Here is a 20,854-nt window from a genome sequence, read left to right on the forward strand (position 1 = left end):
TTTTTGTTGAGATCCTGATCCAAGGTCGTTTCCGTGCGTTTAAATAAAAGCATCACTCCGTTTGACTCTTTCATCTATGGGCATTATCGCGCTGTACACGGTGTGCGCATGGCGATCTCTTTCGTATTAACGTTCCTTCTGATCCGGGTGTTGGCGGTGCCAGAGGGGGTTTGGGCGCTAATCACCATGGTGGTGGTGATCGGACCGATCTCCTTTTGGGGTAACGTTACCGTCCGGGCACTGCAGCGCTGTATGGGGACGGTGTTTGGTGCCGCATCGGGGCTGGTGGCACTATATCTTGAGCTCTATTCGATGAGCCTGATGCTGGTGTGGTGCACTGTCGTTATGTTTGTCTGTGGTATCGCAGCCCTGGGCAAGCGCCCCTATATGGGGCTACTGATCGGCATCACGCTGTGCGTGGTGTCCGCCGCCGGGCCCGGCGATATTCAGACGGCACTGCTGCGCAGCGTCAACGTGATCATCGGCTCGCTGCTGGCGCTGCTGTTTGCCAGCATTTATCCGCAGCGGGCCTTCACCCACTGGCGGTTAAAGATGAACCATGGCCTGACCTGCATGAGTAACATCTATAGTGCCTATATTTCACCTAATATGGTTGAACGCCCGCAGTTGACCGAACATCAGCAGCTCATTCTCTCCGATCTGGGCACCGTACGCGGCCTGCTGGCACCCAGCGCCCGGGAGACCAAGGTGGATAAAGCGGTGTTCGACGCCATTCAGGTGATCACCCGTAACCTGGTGGCCACGCTGGAGATGATGACCGACGCCTATTGGGCCAGCCGTGAAAGCCACTTTATCATGCTGAACGCCACCCGGCTGCGGATGTTTCAGAAGCTGACCATCAACGCCCTGCACGGACTGTCACAGATGCTGCTCAGCGGACGGGGGGAGGAGGCGCTGGAGCACCTGCCGGAGATGGAGCCGATGGTGGTAGAGCTGAAGACATTGATCGCGCAGGCGCAGGTGCACAGCGACAGAGAAGCGCCGATTTATGGCTATCTGTGGCTGAATATGCAGCTGGCGATGCAGCTGGATGAGCTGCGCGATCTGTTGAGCAACGTATTGCGCCGCTGATCGGCGCCGGGACAACGGTGGGGCGGGTGGCTGATTTTGTCCGCCCGCTGTGCGACAATAGCGCGCCATGTTTCCCGCAGCGAGTATCAATGACCCTTTCCAGCGCACTCAAAACCCAGATCTCCCAGTGGTATAAGGCCCTGGCGCAGCAAATTCCCGATTTTGTCACCCGTCCGCAGCAGCGGAAAATGATCGCTGAAGTCGCCCGGGCACTGAGCGGCATTGACGCCCGTCATTTGGTGATCGAGGCGCCGACCGGCGTCGGTAAAACCCTCTCCTATCTGTTGCCCGGCATTGCCATCAGTCGGGCACAGCAGAAGCCGCTGGTGGTGAGTACCGCCAACGTAGCGTTACAGGATCAGATTTATACCCAGGATCTGCCGCTGCTGCGGCGAATTATCCCCGATCTGACTTTTACCGCCGCCTTTGGCCGCGGTCGCTACGTGTGTCCGCGTAATTTGGCGGCGCTCTCCGAGCATCAGGATGGGCAGGGATCCCTGCTGCTGTTTATCGATGATGCGCTGCAGCCGGGCAGCGAGGAGGATCGGGCGCAGTGCCGCCGTCTGCAGGAAGAGCTGGAGAGCCGCCGCTGGGATGGGTTGCGCGACCATCTGCATGACAATCTGGATGATGGGCTATGGGCCAAGATGAGCACCGATCGGGCCAGCTGCCTGAACCGCAGCTGTTCCCATTTTCGCCACTGCCCGTTTTTTCTGGCGCGGCGCGAAATTGAAAGCGCCGATGTGGTGGTAGCCAACCATGCGCTGGTGATGGCGGCGCTGGAGAGCGAGTCGGTGCTGCCGCCGCCGAAGGATCTGTTGCTGGTGCTGGATGAGGGGCACCATCTGCCCGATGTCGCCCGTGATGCGTTGGAGATGGAGGGTGAGATCACCGCTCTGTTTGTGCAGGGGCAGATCGATATGATCGTACGCCATATCGAACAGTGCCAGGCACAGTATCAGCCCAAGAATCCCCCGCGCTTGCTGGGCAGCGGGCGCCTGCAGGCGCACACGGCGGAGCTGCGTCAGCTGCTGACAGATTTCGATCGTGCTGCCGCCGGGCTGCTGGCCGGTGAGGAGCAGCACCGCTTTATTCTGGGCCAGCTGCCCGAAGCGCTGGGTGAGCTGGCACAGCGCCTGTATAAGCTGTGCGATGGTCTACGCGGCCTGAGCGAGTTTATGATGAACGACCTGCAGGAGAAGACCGGGACGCACGATGCGCTACGGGTACAGCGCGCGCTGCTACAGATGAGCCGGGCGTTCAGCTACCTAGAGGCGCTGAGCAAGCTGTGGCGCCTGGCGGCACTGGATCAGGCCTCCAATGCACCGATCTCCAAATGGCTGACGCAAGAGCTCAGCGATGGCGTACACCACCGCTACCTGCACTGCGTCGGGATCCGGGTATGCGATCAGCTGGAGCGCTTACTGTGGCGGCGTATTCCCCACGCGGTGATCACTTCGGCGACCCTGCGCTCCCTGAACCGCTTTGACCGCATCAGCGAGCTCTCTGGCCTGAACAGTCAGGCCGGCGATCGCTTTGTGGTGCTGGACTCGCCATTTGACCATGTACACCAAGGGTGTCTGGTGATCCCGCAGATGACGCTGGAGCCTACGTTGGCGCAGGAGGGAGAGCATTTACGTCAGATGGCTCACCTCTTCCGTGCGGCCTGGCTGCGTGGTGAACACACCGGTATGCTGGTGTTGTTTGCCAGCCAGCGGGCGATGCAGACTTTTTTAGGTTTTGTCCCGGATCTGCGCCTGGGGCTGCTGGTGCAGGGGGACCGTCCCCGCTATCGCCTGGTGGAAGAGCACTGTCGCCGGGTGCACGCAGGGACACAGAGCGCGCTGGTCGGGCTGCAGTCGTTTGCCGAGGGGCTGGATCTGAAGGGTGAGTTGTTGACCCAGGTGCATATTCATAAGGTAGCCTTTCCTCCGGTAGACAGCCCGGTGATCCTGACGGAGGGAGAGTGGCTGAAGTCGCATAACCGCTACCCCTTTGAGGTGCAAAGCCTGCCTGGTGCCTCTTTTACCCTGATCCAGCAGGTAGGGCGGCTGATCCGCAGCCACGCCTGCCGCGGCGAGATCGTCATCTACGATCGCCGCCTGCTGAGTAAACCGTATGGTAGCCGTCTGCTGGCCGCGCTGCCGGTGTTTCCTATCCTGCAGCCGCCGTTGCCGGAGGGGGAATTGCCTGCCTGGCCACAGCCCGTGGCGCAAAAGCGGGCCTCTCGCCACTCTGCCTCACGCCGTCGCCGCTAACGCAGCAGAGCGGATAGCCGCAATTATCATACTAAATCATTGCCTGCGATAAAATTCTTATGTAGAATCCAAAAAGTATAACCGTTTGAAATAATTATATATAAAATAGTTATATTTTATCGCAAATAATACTTGTCAGGTAGAGTGCCAGGCAGAGAATTGCTCCCTGATTTTTTGTGGTTTTCTCTGAGGGATCTATCGGTCTTTTTTAAAGGGAGGCTCCCATCACGGAATGGGAGGTACTGCATTGTCCAATCCATCCAATCCATCCAATCCGCTTTCTTCTTCCGGTGTTGCCTTGACACATCAGCATGTTGTGCCACCGCTGCAGCAGGATGAAATCGATCTGTTGTCTCTCCTGCTGGTGCTGTTTAAGGCTAAGTGGGTCATCCTGGGGGCCGTATTGGTGTGTGCCCTGGCGGGATTTGCCGTCAAGACACTGTTACCTCAAAAGTGGACCAGCTATGCCGAGCTGATCCCGGCACAGGCGCGTGAATTGGCTGCGATGAATAGCGAACTGAATCAGCTGGCGCTCCTGGATATTAAAGTGAATGCGTCGCCAGGCTGGCTGATAGAGCGGTTTGTACAAACCTACGAGTCCCAGATAGTACGTCGCGAATACATTGCCCAGACGGATTACTATAAAACGCTGGCGGCGGCATTGTCTGACCCGCTGGCGCGGGAGCGGCTGCTCAGCTCGCTGGCCCAGAAAGCCTTTACCCTGAAGAACAGCCAGCTGGATCAGGCAACCGAGAGTAAGGAGTACACCTACTACCGACTGGGAGTCAGTGCCCGCAGCTCCCAGGAGGCCCATGCACTGCTGCAGGGGTACATTGACTTTGTCGCCGCTCGGGTGGTGGACGATCTGCGCTATAACATTAAGAATCAGCTGGATCAGACCCTGGCGCGGGAAAAGGCGCGGTATCAGCTGACGCTGCAGAATCTGAGAAATGATCAGCAGGTGAAGATCCGCCGTCTGGACTATTCGCTGGCGGTGGCACAGGCGGCGGGGATCAGTAAACCGCTGTATGGCAACGGCGCAACGTTTAAGGATGACGATGATTTCCCGATTTCTCTGGGGACTAACGGTTTGCGCCAGAAGCTGGATATCGAGAAAAGCCAAACGGATCTGACGGAGCTTAACGCCGGTCTGAAGAACAGCCAGCAGTATATTGGGCGTCTCAGTCAGGTGCACCTGAGCGATCTGAAGATTCAGCCCTTTAAATATCTGATGCTGCCGAGTATTCCGGTACAGAAAGAGGCGCCTAAGGGGGCGTTGATCGTGCTGTTGTCGGCGATGGCGGGCCTGTTGCTTTCCTGTGGTGCGGTGTTGATGCGCCATGCAATAACCGGTCAGCGTACAGCTGCGTAGGCGTTTACCGCGCCGCCTGCGGCATAAAGCTTTTTTCCGGTATCATAATAAACAACGCAGCTAAGAGGCTGCGTTGTTTATTGTCAGTCTCAGGCCACCTCCCCGGGAGGGGATGATGGTGCTTCAGGCAATCGGCACCGGGGGCCATACTCTATTACTCTGCCGTTTGCTGCGCCTTGAGCCAGGCTATCTCATCCTGCCAGCGCCCAGGATCGGTGGTTTCCAGGATCAGCGGGATACCGTCAAAGCGTGGATCGCGCATGATCCAGCGGAACGCCGCATCGCCGATATTGCCTTCCCCGAGGCTCTGGTGCCGATCAACCCGGCTGTTGAAAGCGCTTTTCGCATCGTTGAGGTGCATGCCGCGCAGGTAACTAAAGCCGACGGTGCGGGAAAATTGGGCAAAGGTCTCCCCGCAGGCGGCCTCATCGCGCAGATCATAGCCTGCGGCGAAGGCATGACAGGTATCGATACAGACCCCAACGCGCGATTTGTCCTCGACCTGCTCAATAATGGCCGCCAGCTGCTCGAAGCGGAACCCCAGGTTGCTGCCCTGACCGGCAGTGTTCTCTATCACCGCGCACACCCCCTGGGTCTGAGAGAGTGCGAGATTGATCGACTCCGCGATGCGGGACAGGCAGTCGCGCTCGTCGATCTGCAGCAGGTGACTGCCGGGGTGAAAGTTGAGCAGGGTCAGTCCCAGATCGGCGCAGCGCTGCATCTCATCAATAAAGGCGCCGCGCGATTTTTCCAGCGCCTCGGTGACCGGGTGGCCCAGATTAATCAGGTAGCTATCGTGCGGCAGGATCTGCTGCGACTGATAACCGTAGCGCGTGCAGGCGGCCCTGAAGGCGTCAATGGCATCGTCTGTCAGCGGGGCCGCTTTCCACTGGCGCTGATTCTTGGTGAACAGCGCAAATGCGGTGGCCTCCAGCGCATGGGCGCGGGCGGGGGCCTGATCCAGTCCTCCGGCGGCGCTGACGTGAGCTCCAATATATTTCATAGGGTTATCTCCTGTTGCGATGGCGCTATTATGACACTGAACGCGCGGGCAATAAAATAAAAACACCCTGCTAACCATAGGTTAACAGGGTGCAGAGGCTATCGCTTACAGGCAGTGCTGGATAACGACGTTGATGGCGGCACCACCGATAATCAGCCAGACAAACAGCAGGCTGGCCAGAATGATGGGGCGGATGCCGGCCTGACGGATGGCGCTGATATGGGTGGTCAGGCCAAGGGCGGCCATGGCCATGGCCAGCAGGATAGTATCCAGGGTAATCAGCGCATGCACCAGCGCGCCAGGCAGCAGGTTAAAGGAGTTAAAGCCGGCGACCAGAATAAAGATAACCGCGAACCAGGGAATAGTGATCGGGGCCTTTTTTCCGTCGGTGGAGCCGGTACCGCGGCTGAGTGTGCTGGACAGGATCAGCAGGAACGGCGCCAGCATCATCACGCGGATCATTTTGGTGATCACCGCGGCGTTGCCGGTGTCATCGCTGATGGCGCGCCCGGCAGCGACCACCTGGGCCACCTCATGTACCGTAGATCCAATATAGATGCCGAAGCTTTCCTGGGTCATGGCGACCCACTGGTAGTGGGCGTTGAGCTGATAGAGCCAAGGGTACAGGAAGATGGCGATGGTGCCAAAGATAACGACGGTGGAGACGGCGACCGAAACCTTGCTGGCGTCGGCTTTGACCACCGGCTCGGTGGCCATGACCGCCGCCGCGCCGCAGATGCTGCTGCCGGCACCGATCAGCATCACGGTCTGTTTATCCATGCCGAAGACTTTACGCCCCAGCCACAGCGCCAGCAGGAAGGTGGAGCTGAGGGTCAGGGCATCGGTAATAATGCCGGTCAGGCCGACGTCAGCGATCTGCTGAAAGGTCAGGCGGAAGCCATACAGGATGATCCCCAGGCGTAAGAATTTCTGTTTGGCCAGATGGACCCCGACGGAGCAGGGGATACTCAGCGCCGGGTAGACGCTGTTACCGATCAGAATGCCGAGAATGATGGCCAGGGTCAGAGCGCCAAAGCCAAGCTGTTCGACCCAGGGCAGGGCACCGGCCCACATGGATACGGCGGTGATGATGCCGGTCAGCAGCAGTCCGGGGAGCAGACGCAGCAGGGCATGAGTCTGGTGTGAAGCGTGCGATCTGTTTTCTGTCATTGTTATGGTGAACTGTATTATTGTGAATTCAAGAGCCGTCAAGCTTAAAGAGACAGTGGCTAAATTCTAAATCGATAATGGTACTATGTTTTATAGACATATTTGCTAGATGCTCTCACGGCCGGACGCGGCCAGTTCAGGCATCCGGTGGGGTGGCTGCACTGGTGTTGATGATGATCAGCAGTACGCACAGGGGTGACAGCAGCGTCGCCAGCGCTGCGGTGACCGTGTTGCCCTGAGAGAGCAGCCAGGCGCCATAGTAAAAGCCACAGGCCAGCGCCATCTGCAGGATAAAGGCCAGCGTACTGCCGCGCCATCCCTGCCTGGCCCAGGCAAAGGCACAGATCGCCAGGGTCACCAACGCACCGATCAGATAACCATACAGGGTCTCCATGGCAACCTCCCACCCGCTGCTTTCGTCTTTATCCTGCCTGCGTTGAGTATAGTGGAAATGTGCCGGGGTAAAGCGTGGTGCGTTTGCCCTGAGTGGGGCGGCGGCGAATAAATCACCCGTCCGGGTGATCGTCAGACGGGATCTTCCGGCAGCGCGGCGTCAGATCCGCTGCGTGTGCGCCGCGCGGCGCTGGAAAGAGAAGCAGGGGACCGGGTACGAGACATTAATCGCTTTAAGTAGTAAATTATTTCTGATTTATCTATAGTTGGCGCTGCGTAAATGAAATTTGACGCAGAGAGCGGCCCCGTCGTCGTCGGGTCACAGGGCTATCGGCGCCGGGGACGGCGCGTTGGTTGAAACGGTTTGGATCTGTCTATGCACATCACCTTGCGACAACTGGAAGTTTTTACAGAAGTACTGAAAAGCGGTTCGACCACGCAGGCATCCATAATGCTGGCGCTTTCGCAGTCGGCGGTGAGCGCAGCGCTGTCGGATCTGGAGACCCAGCTGTCGGTGCGTCTGTTCGATCGCGTAGGTAAACGGCTGGTGGTCAACGAGCACGGTCGTCTGCTGTATCCGAAAGCGATGGCGCTGCTGGAGCAGGCCAGCGAAATCGAACAGCTGTTTAAGGGTGAGAGCGGAGCGCTGCGCATTGCCGCCAGCAGCACCATCGGTAACTATCTTCTGCCGCCGATGATGGCCGCCTACCGGCGCGATTTCCCGGTAACGCCGCTGGAGCTGCACGTGGGTAACAGCCATGATGTGATCAACGCCGTGGCGGCGTTCAACGCCGATCTGGGACTGATCGAGGGCCCGTGTCACATGCCGGAGCTGACCACCCAAAGCTGGCTGGAGGATGAGCTGGTGGTGTTTGCCGCACCGGACCATCCACTGTTGCGGGAGCCGGTTACCCTGGCCCGTCTGGCGGATGCGCCGTGGATCCTGCGTGAGACCGGTTCCGGTACCCGCGAGGTGGTTGAGCATCTGTTGCTCTCCCATTTACCCCATTTTGATCTGGTGATGGAGCTGGGCAACTCCGAGGCTATCAAGCATGCGGTGCGCTATGGTATCGGCATCAGCTGCCTGTCGCGCCGGGTGATCGAAGAGCAGCTGAGCAATGGTACCCTGGTCGAGGTCGCGCTGCCGGAGATCAACCTGCATCGCTCGCTGTATCTGATCCACCACCGCCAGAAGCATATTTCCAAGGCACTGGCCCGTTTTCTGAGCTACTGCCAGGCGTAGCGCCTACGAGGCGGCAGCAGAGGCTGCTGCCGTAGTTTATTGTGATCTTGGCGTATTTTTATTACATACGCGATTAGCTACCCGCTAATAATCCAGCAACCATCATGAAGCTCTCTTATTATCGTTAGATTGTTACTTCCTGCCGCAGATGGATTTGTTACAATCCCGCCTGGTTTCATGATTCAACGCAAAACAACGATAGGGTTCTAATGGCTCAGACAAAAACTACCGTCCCCGATGCGGGACAAGGACCGGCGCTGCGCCGGGAGTTAAAAGCGCGGCACTTGTCGATGATCGCTATCGGCGGTTCTATTGGTACTGGGCTGTTTGTTGCATCAGGCGCTACGGTGTCCCAGGCCGGCCCCGGCGGAGCGCTGTTGTCGTATATCATCATCGGGATGATGGTGTACTTCCTGATGACCAGCCTGGGTGAGCTGGCGGCGTTTATGCCGGTGTCAGGCTCGTTTTCTACCTACGGCTCACGTTACGTGGAAGAGGGCTTTGGCTTCGCGCTGGGCTGGAATTATTGGTATAACTGGGCGGTGACCATCGCCGTCGATCTGGTAGCCGCACAGCTGGTGATGGGCTACTGGTTTCCCGATATGCCCGGCTGGATCTGGAGCGCGCTGTTCCTGTGCCTGATATTCCTGCTGAACTATATTTCGGTGAAGGGCTTTGGCGAGGCGGAGTACTGGTTCTCGCTGATCAAAGTCAGCACCGTGATCATCTTTATCGCCGTGGGGCTGATGATGATCGCCGGTATCCTGAAGGGCGGCGAAGGTGCCGGTTTCCATAACTGGACCATCGGTGATGCGCCGTTTGCCGGGGGTTTTGCCTCGATGATCGGGGTGGCGATGATCGTCGGTTTCTCCTTCCAGGGCACCGAGCTTATCGGCATTGCCGCCGGGGAGTCTAAGGATCCGGGTAAAAATATTCCGATGGCGGTGCGTCAGGTCTTCTGGCGCATTCTGTTGTTCTATGTGTTCGCTATTCTGATCATCAGTCTGCTGATCCCCTATACCGATCCCAGCCTGCTGCGTAATGACGTGAAGGATATCTCCGTCAGCCCGTTCACCCTGGTGTTCAAGAATGCCGGTCTGCTCTCTGCGGCGGCGGTGATGAACGCGGTGATCCTGACGGCGGTGCTGTCAGCGGGGAACTCTGGGATGTATGCCTCGACGCGTATGCTGTACACCCTGGCGACGGAGGGCAAGGCACCGCGTATTTTCGGCCGTCTGTCCAAGGGGGGCGTGCCACGCAATGCGCTGTACGCCACCACGGTGGTCGCCGGTCTGTGCTTCCTGACTTCGATGTTCGGCAACCAGGAGGTCTATCTGTGGCTGCTGAACACCTCGGGGATGACCGGGTTTATCGCCTGGCTGGGGATCGCCATCAGCCACTACCGTTTCCGTCGCGGCTACGTGATGGCGGGACTCGACCTGAATGCGCTGCCCTATAAATCCGGCTTCTTCCCGCTCGGGCCAATCTTTGCCTTTGTGCTGTGTCTGATCATCACGCTGGGACAGAACTATGAGGCGTTCCTGAAGGATCGCATCGACTGGTACGGTGTAACTGCGACCTATATCGGTCTGCCGCTGTTCCTGATCATCTGGTTTGGCTATAAGCTGACGCAGGGAACCCGGTTTGTCCGCTATAGCGAGATGACCTTCCCGACGACCAAGGTCGACTAAGCGACCCACCGCGAAAAATCGCTCCGGATGCCTGTGCTCCGGGGCGTTTTTTTTGCGGCCTTCGCTGACAGAGCACATTGCTGAGGCCGGGGCGATAAAAAACCCGCCGCGGCGGGTTTGGGGGGAACGGACAGCGGCGTTACTTCACCTGCTGGCCCGGCAGGGCGCCACAATCCGGGCTGAGCAGGAAGATATCCTTCCCGCCCGGGCCTGCGGCCATCACCATGCCTTCGGAGATGCCGAAGCGCATCTTGCGCGGTGCCAGATTGGCGACCATCACCGTCAGACGGCCGACCAGCGCCTGCGGGTCAGGGTAGGCACTGCGGATACCGGAAAAGACCTGGCGGGTTTCACCGCCGAGATCCAGTTGCAGCTTAAGCAGTTTGTCGGAACCCGCCACCAGATCGGCGCTGACGATTTGGGCGATGCGCATATCGACCCTGGCGAAGTCGTCAAAGGTGATGGTCTCCTGGATGGGATCGTCGGCCAGCGGGCCGCTGGCGGCGGGTTTCGCTGCGGCCGCGGCGGCGAGTTTGCCTTCTTCAATCATGGCGTCAACCTTACTCATTTCAATGCGGTTAAACAGGGCCTTGAACGGATTTACCCGGTGGCCGAGCAGCGGTTCGGCGATAGCATCCCAGCGTAGCTCAGCGTTGAGGAAGGCCTCGGTGCGCGCGCTCAGCGCCGGCAGCACCGGCTTGAGGTAGGTCATCAGCACGCGGAACAGATTGAGGCCCATGGAGCAGATGGCCTGCAGATCGGCATCGCGTCCCTCTTGCTTGGCAACCACCCACGGCGCCTGCTCATCGACATAGCGGTTGGCCAGATCGGCCAGGGCCATGATCTCACGGATCGCCTTGCCCGACTCGCGCGCCTCGTAGGCTTTGGCTATCTCTGCCGCGGCATCGACAAAGGTCTGGTACAGCGCCGGATCGGCCAGGGTATCGGAGAGCTGGCCGGCGAAGCGCTTGGTAATAAAACCGGCGTTGCGTGAGGCCAGGTTGACCACCTTGTTGACGATATCGGCGTTGACGCGCTGAACAAAGTCCTCCAGGTTTAGGTCGATGTCGTCGATACGATCGGAGAGCTTGGCGGTATAGTAGTAGCGCAGGCAGTCCGGATCCAGGTGGTTCAGGTAGGTGCGGGCCTGAATGAAGGTGCCACGCGACTTGGACATCTTGGCGCCGTTGACGGTGACATAACCGTGTACAAAGACGTTGCTCGGCTTACGGAAACCGCTGCCTTCCAGCATCGCCGGCCAGAACAGGCTGTGGAAGTAGACGATGTCCTTACCGATAAAGTGATACAGCTCGGCGTCGCTCCCTTGGCCCCAGTAGTCGTCAAAGTTCAGATCGCCGCGTTTGTCGCACAGATTCCTGAATGACCCCATATAGCCGATAGGCGCATCCAGCCAGACGTAAAAGTATTTGCCCGGTGCATCGGGGATCTCAAAGCCAAAGTAAGGGGCATCGCGGGTGATGTCCCACTGCTGCAGGCCAGACTCAAACCACTCCTGCATCTTGTTGGCAACCTGCTCCTGCAGGGCGCCGGAGCGGGTCCACGCCTGCAGCATGGCGCCGAAGGATGGCAGATCGAAGAAGAAGTGTTCCGATTCGCGCAGGATCGGCGTGGCGCCGGAGACCACGGACTTCGGGTTGATAAGTTCTGTCGGGCTATAGGTGGCGCCGCACACCTCGCAGTTATCGCCATACTGATCGGCGGACTGACACTTGGGACAGGTGCCCTTGACGAAACGGTCCGGCAGGAACATGCCTTTTTCCGGGTCATAGAGCTGAGAGATGGTGCGGTTCTTAATGAAGCCGTTCTCTTTCAGACGGGTATAGATCAGGCTCGCCAGCTGATGGTTCTCTTCACTGTGGGTCGAGTGATAGTTGTCATAGCTTATCTGGAAGTCGGCAAAATCCTGCTGATGCTCTTTGCTGACCTCGGCGATCATCTGCTCCGGCGCGATCCCCATCTGCTGGGCTTTCAGCATGATCGGCGTCCCGTGCGCATCATCGGCGCAGATAAAGTGCACCTGATTGCCGCGCATTCGCTGGTAACGCACCCACACGTCCGCCTGAATATGCTCAAGCATGTGGCCGAGGTGAATGGAGCCGTTAGCGTAAGGGAGCGCACAGGTCACCAGAATTTTGCGTGATCCTGTTGTATCAGTGACTGAAGCCATAGTGGATTTTGTATCTCTCGGTTAAACAATGGAAGGTAACCTCTGATGTTACCCGATTGCGCCGTCGGTCGCTAGGGCGCGTCCCGTAACTGTCCGCGGCGTTGACGCTGCGCCAGAAGCGCATAATCAAGGCTGAGGGCGCAGGATATCGTGGGTTTATGTTCAAGTCCGACAACGTAAAGTCCGCGCTTTTGGCACACGTCCCGCAGGGCTGGGGCCATTTTAGCCCGGTACTGCGTTACTCAGGGTGCATTTTGGCTCACCCAGCCTCGCCGCCCGCGCCTTGCCCTGGGCGAAAAGAGGCTCACGACCCGTAATGGGCACGCCCTGGAGCGAGCCCCCACGATTCTGGCTACGGAGGCGGCATCTGTGGGTGAGCGGCGCCTAAAATTCGGCGGCGGATCCCCTGCGCGATCGGCCATCAGTTCTGGTAGACTGGACGGGCGGTTTATAATAACGAATAAAGGAGTCGGGATGAGCGATAAATCCCATGAGCAGTCCACGCCTGAAACGCTGTGCGCGCAGGTCGGCGCAATCCTTGATGGTTTTACCCACCCTACGCTGAATCATCCGCTGAGCGCGCTGAAGGCGTTGCACCACTGCGCCCTGCTGGATGGTGTCCTGCATATTGAATTGATGATGCCGTTTGCCTGGCAAAGCGGCTTTGCTGCCCTGCAGGCCAGCGTTACACCCGCGCTGCTGCAGCTGCCGGGCGTGCAGCGCGTCGCCTGGCGCCTGGCGCATAATATTGCCACCCTGAAGCGGGCCAATGACCAGCCGGGAGTGAAAGGCGTACGTAATATCATCGCCGTCAGTTCGGGCAAGGGCGGGGTCGGCAAGTCCAGCACCGCGGTTAACCTGGCGCTGGCGCTGGCTGCCGAGGGCGCCCGGGTCGGGATTCTGGATGCCGATGTGTATGGCCCGTCGATTCCGGCCATGCTGGGTACCGCCCACGAGCGCCCGACGTCGCCGGACGGACAGCATATGGCACCGATCATGGCCCATGGCTTGGCCAGTAACTCTATCGGCTATCTGGTCACGGATGATAACGCCATGGTGTGGCGCGGGCCGATGGCCAGCAAGGCACTGCTGCAGCTGCTGCAGGATACCCTGTGGCCAGATCTGGACTACCTGGTGCTGGATATGCCGCCGGGGACCGGTGACATTCAGCTGACGCTGGCGCAGAGCATCCCGGTGACCGGGGCGGTGGTGGTGACAACGCCGCAGGATATTGCGCTGCTGGATGCGATGAAGGGCATCGTGATGTTTGAGAAGGTGCACGTACCGGTGCTGGGCGTCGTGGAGAACATGAGCATGCACATCTGCAGCCAGTGCGGCTTCCATGAGCCGATCTTCGGTGCCGGTGGCGCGCAAAAGCTGGCGGAGAAGTACCATACCCGCCTGCTGGGGCAGCTGCCACTGCATATTTCGCTGCGTGAGGATCTGGATCGCGGCGAGCCGACGGTCAGCAGCCGTCCTGACTGCGAGTTCAGCGCCATTTACCGCCGACTGGCCGCCGACGTGGCCGCTCAGCTGTACTGGGGCGGTGAATCCATTCCGACCGAAATCGCCTTCCGCGCCGTATAAGCGCCGGGATCGGAGCCATCATAACGGGCGCCGTGGCGGCAGCCCGTTTTTTTACCGCCGCCGCGGTGCTGATTGGACTGGCGTCCGCCGGGCAGACTCCCTATAATTGCCGCGTCTCAGGCACCGGTCTATCCCGATCCTTTCGTGCCCTGCCCCGTCGAACACTTATACATACCAGGTCTTAACACATGACTGACAACACCCACCAGTGCGTCATTATTGGCATCACAGGCGCATCCGCCTCAGGTAAAAGTCTGATTGCCAGTACCCTCTACCGCGAACTGCGCGAACAGGTCGGTGAGGCGCATATCGGTGTCATCCCGGAAGATAGCTACTATAAAGACCAGAGCCACCTGACCATGGAGGAGCGGGTCAAGACCAACTATGACCATCCGAGCGCCATGGATCACAACCTGCTGTTTCAGCACCTGCAGATGCTGAAGCAGGGGAACGCTATCGAGCTGCCGCAGTACAGCTACGTTGAGCACACCCGTATTCAGCAGACCATCCGCCTGGAGCCGAAGAAGGTGATCATCCTGGAGGGGATCCTGCTGCTGACCGACGCCCGCCTGCGCAACGAGCTGAACTTCTCCATTTTTGTCGATACGCCGCTGGACATCTGCCTGATGCGCCGGATGAAGCGAGACGTAAACGAGCGCGGACGCTCTATGGAGTCGGTGATGGCGCAGTACCAGAAGACCGTACGCCCGATGTTCCTGCAGTTTATCGAGCCCTCCAAGCAATACGCCGATATCATCGTGCCGCGCGGCGGTAAAAACCGCATCGCCATCGATATTCTCAAGGCGAAGATCAGCCAGTTCTTCGAATAAGTCCGCCGACGGCGCGCCTGCCGCGGCTCTTGGCCGTCAGCGTGCGCCGTCCTGCGGCGCCAACGACTCCAGTTTATGCCCTCCCGGGCGCGCGCATCGCACGAGATCAGCACGACCGATGCGGTGATGAGCAGCGTTCCCAGCCAGTCCAGCGCGCCAAAGGTGATCCCCAGCAGCAGCAGCGACAGCAGTGCACTGCACAGCGGCTCAGTGCAGCTGAGAATACCGGCCCTGGCGCCACCGATGATTTGTGCCCCCTTCAGATACAGGCTGAAGGTCAGCGCCGTACCGATGATGACCAGATAGAAGGCGGCCAGCAGGGTGGCGTTATCCATCTGTACCTGTGCGGTTTCGCCGGCGAAGAAGGGCATCAGCATCAGGCCGCCCAGCAACATGCTCCAGCCGACGATCGGCAGGGTGCCAAAGCGGGCGATAAGCCCAGAGGGGTAGGTGGTGTAGAAGGCGGAGGCAAAGGCGGAGGCGATCCCCCAGAACAGCGCGGAACGCGAGATCAAGAGCGAGGTCGGATCGCCGTGGGTCACCAGCAAAAAGGTCCCCCCCAGCGAGGAGCCGATGGCCAGCATCACCGGCAGTCCCGGGCGCTGGCGCCTGACCGCGGCAAACCAGGCCACGATAATGGTCGGCGACAGAAATTGCAGAATGGTGGCGGTGGCGGCGTTGGAACGCTCGATGGTCATCAGAAAGGTCAGCTGCACCATGATGGCACCCAGCAGGGTGAACCAGAGTAGGCCGACAATGTCCCGGCGATGTCGCAGCGGTGCGAACAGCCGGTCGCCGTTCAGAAAAGAGACCACCAGCAGGATCACCCCGGAAAAGGTCAGGCGAAACATGGTCAGCCATTGGGCGGAAAGCCCGGTTTTTTGCAAAATATATTGTGCGCAGACGCCGGAGCTGCCCCACAGCGCGGCGGCGACCAGCACATATCCCATACCCTGACGCAGACTTCCCATCGTACGCTCCCTGTACGCATTGCCATATCCGCCACGATGTTAATGGTTTATCCCGTGGCGGCCAAGCCCATGACCCGATTTTTTACGTCACAGCCCTGGGTACAAAGGGGCAATGTCTCTGAATCATTTCGGAAAAAGGGGGTGATCGGGTAAGATATTCTCATCTGCAGCCGTGCTGCGTGGCGATGAGACGGAGATGAACTATCATGAGACTGTGTGACCGCGATATAGAGGCATGGCTGGATGACGGCAGGCTGAGTATTACCCCGCGTCCGCCTCAGGAGCGGATTAGCGGCGCCACCGTGGACGTGCGTCTGGGGAACCGGTTTCGCGTCTTTCAGGGACACACGGCAGCCTATATCGATCTGAGTGGCCCCAAGCAGGAGGTCGCCGAGGCCCTGGAGCGGGTGATGAGCGATGAGATCCAGCTGGGGGAGGATGAGGCCTTTTTCCTGCACCCGGGCGAGCTGGCACTGGCCGTCACCTATGAATCCGTCACGCTGCCGGACGATCTGGTCGGCTGGCTGGACGGGCGCTCCTCGCTGGCGCGCCTGGGGCTGATGGTCCACGTCACGGCCCATCGCATCGATCCCGGCTGGCAGGGCTGCATCGTGCTGGAGTTTTTTAACTCCGGTAAGCTGCCGTTGGCGCTGCGCCCGGGGATGTTGATTGGCGCCCTGAGCTTTGAACCGCTTTCCGCCCCGGCGGCGCGTCCCTATAATCGCCGGGAGGATGCCAAGTACAAAGGGCAACAGGGCGCGGTAGCCAGCCGAATCGATAAAGACTGATCCCATGATCGTAACGGACGACCAAGACTGAGGATGGCATGAGACGACTTCTCACCACATTAATGATCCTGCTGGTGGTGGTGGCGGCAGGCATCAGTGCGCTGCTGTTGTTGATCAATCCCAATGATTTCCGGGCCTACATGATCAAGCAGGTGCAGCAGCGCACCGGCTACAGACTGACGCTGGACGGCGATCTGCGCTGGCGCGTCTGGCCACAGCTGAGCATCCTCTCCGACCGTATGTCGCTGCGTGCCGACGGTGCTGAGCAACCGGTGATCGCAGCCGACAATATGCGCTTAGACGTCCGTCTGTGGCCGCTGCTCTCGCATCAGCTGGAGGTGCGCCGGGTGATGCTGAAGGGGGCGGTGATCCGCCTGACACCGGCGAGTGAACCGACGCCGTTGCCGAACGCGCCCCGCTCGTCGGCGGTGCGCAGCGAACCCATCAGCGATATGGCATGGCGTCTGAACATTCATCAGGTGAAGGTCGAAGACAGCCTGGTGATCTGGCAGGCGCCCGACGGGGAGCCTATCAACCTGCGCGATATCGAGCTGAATATCCAGCAGGATGCGACCCGCCATGCCAGCGTCGACTTTTCCAGCCGTATCAACCGCGATCAGCGCGATCTGCAGCTTAGCCTGCAGGCGGACGTCGATCTGAGCCGCTATCCCCAACAGTATCGGGCGCGCATCGACCACCTGGAATACCGCTACAGCGGTGCCGGGCTGCCGTCAGCGGGGATTGCCGGACAGGGCAGTATGACCCTGGGCTATAGCGCTGCGTCGGCCGCCGTGACCCTGAGCGATCTGACGCTGAGTGCCAATGACAGCCAGCTGCGCGGCGAGATCCAGGCGACGCTGGACGCCATCCCCGAATACCGGGTAACGCTGCAGGCGGATAACCTGGACTGGGATAGCCTGAGCGGCTGGCAGGTGCAAAGCGTGGATAGTGCCGATGCCAATGCCGGTAATACGCCGCCGCCGCCACCGCCGGTGGTGTCACAGGTGGCGCCGCCGGAGAGCAGCGACGAGATGGCATTCCTGCGCGATTTCAGCGCCTGGCTGAATATTCAGGCCAAGCGCGCGACCTACCATGGCATGGCCATAGAGGCGTTTGCCCTGCAGGCCAACAATCGTCGGGGGATGGGAACGCTGGAGAGCCTGAGCGGTCGCATGGGGGCAGGGGAGTTCGCCATCAGCGGTACGCTGCAAAGCCGGCCGGGTCAGGCGGTACAGGTCACGCTTGACCCCCGGCTGCGCCAGCTGAGCCTGGCGCCGCTGCTCGGGACGCTGGCGCTGCCGGCGTTTATCGACGGATCACTGTCGCTCAGTGGCCATCTGCAGGGCGAGGGGCTTTCCATTGCCAGCCTGCAGCGGCGCTGGCAGGGCTCTCTCTCCCTGGTGGTGGATAATGCCCGGTTGGAGGGGATGAACATCGCCCAGCTGATCCAGCAGGCCGTGGTGCGCGATCGGAGTGATGTGCAGGCCGGGGAGAGCGTGGACACCTTTACCACCTTCCAGAGCCTGAAGGCGGCGGCGGCGCTGCACAGCGGTCTCCTTACCCTGAATACGCTGAATGGACACTCACCGCTGCTGGATCTCGGCGGCAGCGGTAGCGTCGATCTGGCGGCCCGGCGCTGTGATATCACTCTGGGGGTCCGGGTATTGCAGGGTTGGACCGGTCACGGCAGCCTGATCGATACGCTGCAGAAGACCTCAATTCCGCTGCATATCTACGGCGATTGGCAACAGCTTAACTATCAGATAGATGTTGATAAGGCGCTGCGCGATTCGCTGGAGCAGCAGGCGCGCGATGCGCTTAAGCAGTGGCTGCAGAAGCGTCGCGAATAGATCCGGGGCGACTCCCCGCCGCCGCTGCTCTGCGTAGCCTGACGATGCAGAGCAGCGGCGGGATAAAAATATATCCTGCATCACACTCTCTCCGTGCTCCACACCGTCACATCGGAAAAGCTTGACCAATATCAGTAAATTAATCTTATCATTTGGGCACAGTGCGGTAGTTTTGACCGTGTTAAAAGGAATTAACAGCTAATAAAGGCAGAAACAATGCCTGTCTTGGGTGCGGCTGAGGTCGCCTGTCTATCTTTTGAGGAAGAATATGCTTGAGCTACTGATTGGGGTCGTGGTTGCCGTTGGCGTCGGGCGTTACATTATTAAAGGATACTCCCCCACCGGGGTACTGATGACCGGCGGCCTGCTGCTGCTGATCATCAGCGCGCTGATGGGGCACGATGTCCTGCCCGCCAGCAGCAAGTCGACCGGCTGGCGCGCGACCGATATCGTTGAGTATGTAAAAGTTCTGCTGATGAGTCGCGGCGGCGACCTCGGCATGATGATCATGATGCTGTGCGGTTTTGCCGCCTATATGACCCATATCGGTGCCAACGATATGGTGGTCAAGCTGGCCTCCCGCCCGCTGCGCTATATTAACTCGCCCTATATTTTAATGATTGCGGCCTACTTTGTCGCCTGCCTGATGTCGCTGGCCGTTTCGTCGGCCACCGGGCTGGGAGTATTGCTGATGGCAACCCTGTTCCCGGTGATGGTCAACGTGGGGATCAGCCGGGGGGCGGCGGCGGCGATCTGTGCCTCGCCTGCGGCGATCATCCTGGCTCCGACCTCCGGCGATGTGGTGCTGGCAGCCAAGGCGTCCGAAATGCCGCTGATCGACTTTGCCTTTAAAACAACCCTGCCCATCTCCATCATCGCTATCGTCTGTATGGCGATTGCCCACTACTTCTGGCAGCGCTACCTGGACAACAAGGAGCAGGCGCAGCACGAGATACTGGACGTCAACGAGATCACCACCACGGCACCCTCGTTTTATGCCATTCTGCCCTTTACGCCGATCATCGGCGTGCTGGTGTTCGACGGTAAGTGGGGGCCACATCTGCACATCATCAGCGTCCTGGTTATCTGTATGCTGCTGGCCTCGGTGACTGAGTTTTTGCGCAGCTTCGACGCTAAAAAGGTCTATAGCGGGCTGGAGGTGGCCTACCGCGGGATGGCGGACGCCTTTGCCAGCGTGGTGATGCTGTTGGTGGCCGCCGGGGTCTTTGCCCAGGGGCTGAGCACCGTCGGCTTTATCAGCAGCCTGATCGAGCTGGCCCAGTCCTTTGGCACCGGTGGCATCATCATGATGCTGGTGCTGGTGGTGATCACCATGCTGGCGGCGATGACCACCGGCTCCGGCAACGCGCCGTTCTACGCCTTTGTCGAGTTGATCCCCAAGCTGTCCGGCCAGATGGGCATCAACCCGGCCTACCTGACCATTCCGATGCTGCAGGCCTCCAATCTGGGCCGCACCCTATCGCCGGTTTCCGGTGTGGTGGTGGCTGTCTCCGGGATGGCCAAGATCTCCCCCTTTGAGGTGGTTAAACGCACCTCGGTGCCGGTGCTGGTCGGCCTGGTGGTGGTGATCGTCGCCACCGAGTTTATGGTACCGCTGCACCGCTGACAAATGCAGCGATATACACGGAGAGGGCAGGCCAGAGGCCTGCCTTTTTTGGTTTGCGGTGGCAAGTGCCAGCCATGTGGAAATGACATGTCGATAGGCTGGTTTTATGTTACTTTTACGCCTTGGTGGCGGCAGATGCAGATGCAGATATTGGTTATATACACAGGGTGATATACAATAATCGGAAAGATAAATTGTATGATAATTGGCCGTCGGAGTTTGAAAATAAAAATTTGAGATGTTTTACCTTTTTTCTATTAAGTATAAAAATTAGTGCTGCTTGTGTCCACTGGTGAGAGTGAGCCGTGGGGAAATCTCACAGCCGTACTGCGTTATGATGGGCTTGTTTGCATGCCGTGTCTTGTTTTTCAAGGAATATATTGACAGTGTGGCATAGATGTAAACACAGTAAAAAGTTGCTCAGGGTAGTCAGTGCATTGGTAGCTGTAGAGCCAAGGGCGGTAGCGTAAGAATAGCAATCCTTTTTTAACCAGTCGCCTGTCACTATTTGTTTTTTTAGATGTTAACTTCTATTTTTATATTTATGTAAAAAACTTCTGATAAATAAATTAACTAACAATTTAAAATGACTGTGGTTTAATATGCAAGATGATTGTAAGGCTGCCCATTATTTATTCAAAATAAATAATAATATGTACAGTGGGTAACTCCTTCAATTAGATCCATTCCAGTAGGAATATATTATTGCACCCAGTTTAGACCGGACAGCGCGTAACAACCGGAGCGTAAACGCAGTACGTGAGGATTGTCAGTTCGGCCCAGGACCAAAA

14 protein-coding genes and 1 pseudogene are annotated in these 20,854 nt (G+C 58.8%); 10 read left to right on the forward strand and 5 right to left on the reverse strand.

Annotated elements, in window-relative coordinates; all coding sequences use genetic code 11:
• The first annotated feature begins 33 nt into the window (after positions 1 to 33).
• The 3 genes from EIEH_RS12675 (at position 34) to wzz(fepE) (ending at position 4,722) form a co-directional block, all read left to right on the forward strand.
• Positions 34 to 1,092, forward strand: coding sequence for an FUSC family protein (locus tag EIEH_RS12675; RefSeq protein WP_015870651.1), 1,059 nt, complete (start codon positions 34 to 36; stop codon positions 1,090 to 1,092).
• A gap of 89 nt (positions 1,093 to 1,181) precedes the next feature.
• Positions 1,182 to 3,350, forward strand: a complete 2,169-nt coding sequence (gene dinG / locus EIEH_RS12680) for an ATP-dependent DNA helicase DinG (protein ID WP_035609787.1) — start codon at positions 1,182 to 1,184, stop codon at positions 3,348 to 3,350.
• Positions 3,351 to 3,648: 298 nt separating this feature from the next.
• The gene (wzz(fepE), locus tag EIEH_RS12685; protein WP_233420356.1) at positions 3,649 to 4,722 is read left to right on the forward strand and encodes an LPS O-antigen length regulator Wzz(fepE); all 1,074 of its coding nucleotides are present in this window, start codon (positions 3,649 to 3,651) and stop codon (positions 4,720 to 4,722) included.
• Positions 4,723 to 4,876: 154 nt separating this feature from the next.
• Here the strand turns inward: wzz(fepE) and nfo are convergent, their stop codons facing one another.
• The 3 genes from nfo to EIEH_RS12700 form a co-directional block, all read right to left on the reverse strand.
• Positions 4,877 to 5,725, reverse strand: coding sequence for a deoxyribonuclease IV (gene nfo, locus EIEH_RS12690; RefSeq protein WP_015870654.1), 849 nt, complete (start codon positions 5,723 to 5,725; stop codon positions 4,877 to 4,879).
• Between the two features lie 105 nt (positions 5,726 to 5,830).
• Positions 5,831 to 6,895 (reverse strand): YeiH family putative sulfate export transporter, encoded by a 1,065-nt coding sequence (locus EIEH_RS12695; RefSeq protein WP_015870655.1) that lies wholly within the window; start codon positions 6,893 to 6,895, stop codon positions 5,831 to 5,833.
• 136 nt (positions 6,896 to 7,031) lie between these two features.
• Positions 7,032 to 7,289, reverse strand: a complete 258-nt coding sequence (locus EIEH_RS12700) for a DUF2545 family protein (RefSeq protein WP_015870656.1) — start codon at positions 7,287 to 7,289, stop codon at positions 7,032 to 7,034.
• A 375-nt stretch (positions 7,290 to 7,664) separates the two neighbouring features.
• Between EIEH_RS12700 and yieE the strand changes: the two genes are divergently transcribed.
• The gene (gene yieE / locus EIEH_RS12705) at positions 7,665 to 8,531 is read left to right on the forward strand and encodes a DNA-binding transcriptional regulator YeiE (RefSeq protein WP_015870657.1); all 867 of its coding nucleotides are present in this window, start codon (positions 7,665 to 7,667) and stop codon (positions 8,529 to 8,531) included.
• Between the two features lie 209 nt (positions 8,532 to 8,740).
• On the forward strand, positions 8,741 to 10,222 hold the full coding sequence (locus EIEH_RS12710; protein WP_015870658.1) for an amino acid permease: 1,482 nt from the start codon (positions 8,741 to 8,743) through the stop codon (positions 10,220 to 10,222).
• 139 nt (positions 10,223 to 10,361) lie between these two features.
• Here EIEH_RS12710 and metG read toward each other — a convergent pair whose 3' ends face one another.
• Positions 10,362 to 12,410 (reverse strand): methionine--tRNA ligase, encoded by a 2,049-nt coding sequence (gene metG / locus EIEH_RS12715; protein ID WP_015870659.1) that lies wholly within the window; start codon positions 12,408 to 12,410, stop codon positions 10,362 to 10,364.
• A 474-nt stretch (positions 12,411 to 12,884) separates the two neighbouring features.
• Between metG and apbC the strand changes: the two genes are divergently transcribed.
• Complete coding sequence (apbC, locus tag EIEH_RS12720) at positions 12,885 to 13,997, forward strand: iron-sulfur cluster carrier protein ApbC (protein WP_015870660.1); 1,113 nt, start codon at positions 12,885 to 12,887, stop codon at positions 13,995 to 13,997.
• Positions 13,998 to 14,185: 188 nt separating this feature from the next.
• Positions 14,186 to 14,827, forward strand: a complete 642-nt coding sequence (gene udk / locus EIEH_RS16945) for a uridine kinase (RefSeq protein ID WP_049640149.1) — start codon at positions 14,186 to 14,188, stop codon at positions 14,825 to 14,827.
• 36 nt (positions 14,828 to 14,863) lie between these two features.
• Here the strand turns inward: udk and EIEH_RS12730 are convergent.
• A pseudogene (locus EIEH_RS12730) lies at positions 14,864 to 15,798 on the reverse strand (EamA family transporter).
• Between the two features lie 206 nt (positions 15,799 to 16,004).
• Between EIEH_RS12730 and dcd the strand changes: the two are divergent.
• From dcd to dcuC, 3 genes are all read left to right on the forward strand, one after another.
• Positions 16,005 to 16,586 (forward strand): dCTP deaminase, encoded by a 582-nt coding sequence (dcd, locus tag EIEH_RS12735; RefSeq protein WP_012848051.1) that lies wholly within the window; start codon positions 16,005 to 16,007, stop codon positions 16,584 to 16,586.
• Between the two features lie 38 nt (positions 16,587 to 16,624).
• The gene (asmA, locus tag EIEH_RS12740) at positions 16,625 to 18,436 is read left to right on the forward strand and encodes an outer membrane assembly protein AsmA (protein ID WP_015870662.1); all 1,812 of its coding nucleotides are present in this window, start codon (positions 16,625 to 16,627) and stop codon (positions 18,434 to 18,436) included.
• Positions 18,437 to 18,704: 268 nt separating this feature from the next.
• A complete protein-coding gene (gene dcuC, locus EIEH_RS12745) occupies positions 18,705 to 20,063 on the forward strand; it encodes an anaerobic C4-dicarboxylate transporter DcuC (RefSeq protein ID WP_015870663.1) in 1,359 nt (452 codons plus the stop codon).
• Positions 20,064 to 20,854: the final 791 nt, after the last annotated feature.

The organism is Edwardsiella ictaluri ATCC 33202, from assembly GCF_000264785.1.
GTDB classification, from domain to species: domain Bacteria; phylum Pseudomonadota; class Gammaproteobacteria; order Enterobacterales; family Enterobacteriaceae; genus Edwardsiella; species Edwardsiella ictaluri.